General features: G+C 57.4%; 4 protein-coding genes. 1 reads left to right on the plus strand and 3 read right to left on the minus strand.

Annotated features, from left to right (window positions below):
- Positions 1-912: cation diffusion facilitator family transporter (locus tag WCA53_RS29090; RefSeq protein ID WP_423919276.1), on the plus strand; the 912-nt coding region annotated here is incomplete at its 5' end.
- A gap of 31 nt (positions 913-943) precedes the next feature.
- Here WCA53_RS29090 and WCA53_RS29095 read toward each other — a convergent pair.
- From WCA53_RS29095 to WCA53_RS29105, 3 genes are all read right to left on the minus strand, one after another.
- The gene (locus tag WCA53_RS29095; protein WP_423919282.1) at positions 944-1402 is read right to left on the minus strand and encodes an Lrp/AsnC family transcriptional regulator; all 459 of its coding nucleotides are present in this window, start codon (positions 1400-1402) and stop codon (positions 944-946) included.
- A 101-nt stretch (positions 1403-1503) separates the two neighbouring features.
- Complete coding sequence (locus WCA53_RS29100; protein ID WP_423919285.1) at positions 1504-2148, minus strand: exonuclease; 645 nt, start codon at positions 2146-2148, stop codon at positions 1504-1506.
- Positions 2145-2789, minus strand: coding sequence for an MBL fold metallo-hydrolase (locus tag WCA53_RS29105; RefSeq protein WP_423919288.1), 645 nt, complete (start codon positions 2787-2789; stop codon positions 2145-2147). The genes WCA53_RS29100 and WCA53_RS29105 overlap by 4 nt, the downstream gene beginning before the upstream one ends.
- Positions 2790-3633 lie beyond the last annotated feature (844 nt).

The raw sequence follows: 3633 nt of genomic DNA on the forward strand, positions 1-3633 counted from the left end.
TTGCTGATAGCCGTGGGCTGCGGCATGTTATGGCGCGCAGGCAACCTCATTGCAAATCCTCAGGACTTATCGACAGTTCATTTTAGTGCGCTGATTGTTGCGCTGATTGTGCTCGTATCCAAGGAGTTGCTGTTCCGATATATGTTGCGCGCTGCCGAACGCGTCCGTTCGGCACTCCTTATTGCCAACGCATGGCACGCCCGCTCGGACGCAGCGTCCTCTTTAGTCGTGGCTATCGGGATTATCGGGAGTATGGCCGGATGGCGCTTGCTTGATCCAATCGCTGCCGCAATCGTCGGCTTCATGGTCGCGCGAATGGGTTTTACTTTTGGTTGGGACGCGCTGCAGGATTTATCGGACCGTGCGCTTGATCAGGCCGAAACCGAAAAACTTCGCGCGTTGTTGGTGAGCACGCCGGGCGTTCGTGATGTCCACGAGTTGCGTACCCGGAAAATGGGCGACCTCGCGATCGTCGATGCACATATTCTCGTGGACCCGCTGATTTCAGTGTCGGAAGGTCACTACATCGCGGAATCGGCGCGGGCGCGCGTGCTGACCCATGCTCGGGTCGTCGACGCATTAATTCACGTCGATCCGGAAAATGACGAGGTCAATCCGCCGTCCGGCAAAATGCCGACACGCCTCGTTGTCAGCGAAGCTCTCGGCACGGCACTGGCCGAATATGGGGTTCGCTTCGAAAGCCTCAATTTGCACTATCTGAGCGACGGCTTCCATATCGACGTCGTTCTCCCTGCCGCGTTGACGAAGCATCAATTGGCGGCATTGGAGCAAATCGATTTTTGCGCGCTCAAGCGAACACTTGGTGCCCAGGAAATCCGGCTTGCGCAGGCAGTGCAAACCCACTCAATGGACGTTACGGTTACGCACGGCTGGGCAGCTGGACCCCGATAGATTCAGTTGGATTCCAAACCCATGCCGCATTTCAGAGCGGCAATTGCGTATCGAATTTAATTTCGCGCAATACAACGCTTGTCCGGACCTGCGCGACAGCTGGAATCTTGAAGATGCGATTGTGAAGAAACGCGTCGTACGATTTGATATCCGGCGCGACGATTTTCAGGATGTAGTCGGATTCGCCGGTCGTGCTGTAGCACTCGGTCACTTCGGGGCAAGTGGTAATCTCGCGTTCGAATTGCTCGACGCCGCCCTCAGTGTGACGGGTGAGATGAATATGAGCGAGCGCGCACACGTGCAAGCCTAGTTTCTCGCGATCGAGCAGCGCGGTGTAGCGCTGGATCACCCCCGATTGCTCCATGTCCTTGATACGCCGCCAGCATGGAGTGCTCGAAAGCCCGACCTGATCCGATATTTCCTGAACGGAACGGCGGGCATCCATTTGCAGGAGCCGCAAGATTTTTTGTGAGAACGTATCTAGAGTCAAGTGCGCCTCCTGTCGGTCGCGACCTGACTCCAATAGTAGAGGCGGTGAAAAGGAAGCGCAATGTAAAACGCCGGATGTGAGCGATATTCCCTAACTCAGTGTCAAGACTGCGAGTTTTGTCCTCCACCCTCTGTTTCACCAGGCGTCCCGGACGCGGCCTTTATCGACGCCAGCAGCGCGCGTTGCGTACGCAATTCAGCCAGCATGTTGCAGAAAAGGGCGCCTTGCTCGACGGCGTCATCCAGGGCAACGTGGGTGTGCGGAAGTTCGTCGAACCAGTGTTTCGGCAGACGCGGCTTGATCGCCTTCCGGTACGGCAAATCAGTCAACGCGAACGCCAGCGTCTTGATATCGAGCGCGGACCACGAACACGGGCAACGCTCAGCGAAGCGCATCATGTACCAGAACATATAGGTGAAGTCGAAACCCGCCGGATACGCGACGAACACGGGCTTGCCCGGTAGCGCCTCGACCCATTTCACGTAGGCGGGCAACGCGATCGATGGTTGCTGCAACTCCGTGCGGCAAGCCGCCCACGCTTCAGGCTGCGTCTTCCACCATGCAGCCTGTATTGGATGAGGTGCTGAGCCCTCAAGCGTTTCCAGATTGGCTGAGAACGTCCCGATCAATTCCTTGTCAGCCGTATAAGCCGCCGACGCAAAACTCAGCATGGAATGCGGGCCGGGAATAGGACCATCCGCCTCGACGTCCGTGCTCACGTAAATCTCCGGAATGGCGGCGCTCATGCGGCCACCACGTCGCGAACGTGCGGATTCGTGCGGCGTTCGTATCCAAAAGTCGACGTAGGTCCGTGACCGGGTACGAAGGTGACGTCGTCGCCGAGCGGCCAGAGTTTTTCCTTCACCGAGCGAACCAGATCAGCGTGATTGCCACGCGGAAAATCTGTACGGCCAATCGATCCGGCAAAGAGAACATCGCCTACCAGTGCCAGACGGTTCGCTTGACTGAAGAAAATCACGTGACCCGGCGTGTGGCCGGGACAGTGATAGACGCCCATGGTTTCATCGCCGAACTGTACTGAGTCGCCGTCTTGCAACCAGCGGTCCGGCGTGAACGCTTCTGCTTCGCCAAACCCAAAGCGCTTGCTTTGTTCCGGCAACTGGTCGATCCAGAACGCATCCGCCACATGTGGACCCTCGATCTTCACGCCGTAGTGGTCGGCGATCGACTTCGCGCCACCGCAATGGTCCAGGTGACCATGCGTGAGCAATACCTTTTCCACTGTGACACCGAGTTGTTGTACCGCACTGAGGATCCGATCAACGTCACCACCCGGATCGACAATGGCAGCGCGCTGCGTTGCTTCGCACACGACTAGGGAACAGTTTTGCTGAAAGGGTGTCACTTGAATAAGGGTGACTTTCATGGAGGCTGCGCCCGGACGCGTAAAAACGTCCATTGTAGCGGCCCGGCACGCGCGTCGCTGAAGGGCTGCGAACGCGGACGAAAGGCCTGAAAATTCGGCAAAATCAGCAATCTTTACGTTCATAGTGAAAATCAATGACTTTTATAGCATTGCGAGGCGGCTGACTGCTGTTTTTGAGTATAATGAAGTCAGTTGTGCATGGCGAAGCTATGCAATCAATCGGCAAGTGAAGGCGTGAGTAGCGCGTTTTTACAATTGCCATCAAGTACGCAAGTCCGAAGCGGATTGCTTCGGAGTCGCACTCAAGCATCGGTTTCGACCGGTGCGCACGTCTTGTCCAGCCAGGTGCGATGCACCTGCGGTCGGCCTTAGCTGCCGCCACGCTGGATGGGGCCTACGCCGCCGTTCCTGCGCTGTTTATCGCGCAAGAACGTGTTTGCCACGTTCGATGGCGGCATGTGGGGTCTGGTCAGGCTGCCGGGGACAGGTTGCGCCAGACGTGAAAACTAACCGGGCGTTTGCGACGAGGTACGTCGCACCCAATCACTAGCTCACCGTTCGAATCCTCGGACGGTAGACGCTTTTGTGCGGAAAGCCTTAGCTGCCTTCGCACGTCCGTGTTTTTCGGGCGGGTCAGGCGGCTCAAACCGTTGATTACACGTCTATGAATGCTCGACTTACTCGACATATCGGGAGTCTTTTTGTCGCAACAATCCTAACGGGTTGTGCGATTCCGCCCACTGGTAACGATCAGGCCAGCGCACTGAAGACTGGCGCGCAGTTCGCCGGTCCGGCTGGTGCGTCGGGCGCTGCGGACCCGGGTCGCGGGGCAGCCCTCCCGGAC

It is taken from the genome of Caballeronia sp. (assembly GCF_049581465.1).
Taxonomy (GTDB): domain Bacteria; phylum Pseudomonadota; class Gammaproteobacteria; order Burkholderiales; family Burkholderiaceae; genus Caballeronia.

Excerpts from the sequence above, each read along its gene's own strand:
- WCA53_RS29105 (WP_423919288.1), bottom strand. The coding sequence starts at position 2,789 with ATGAAAGTCACCCTTATTCAAGTGACACCCTTTCAGCAAAACTGTTCC.
- WCA53_RS29100 (WP_423919285.1), bottom strand. The coding sequence starts at position 2,148 with ATGAGCGCCGCCATTCCGGAGATTTACGTGAGCACGGACGTCGAGGCG.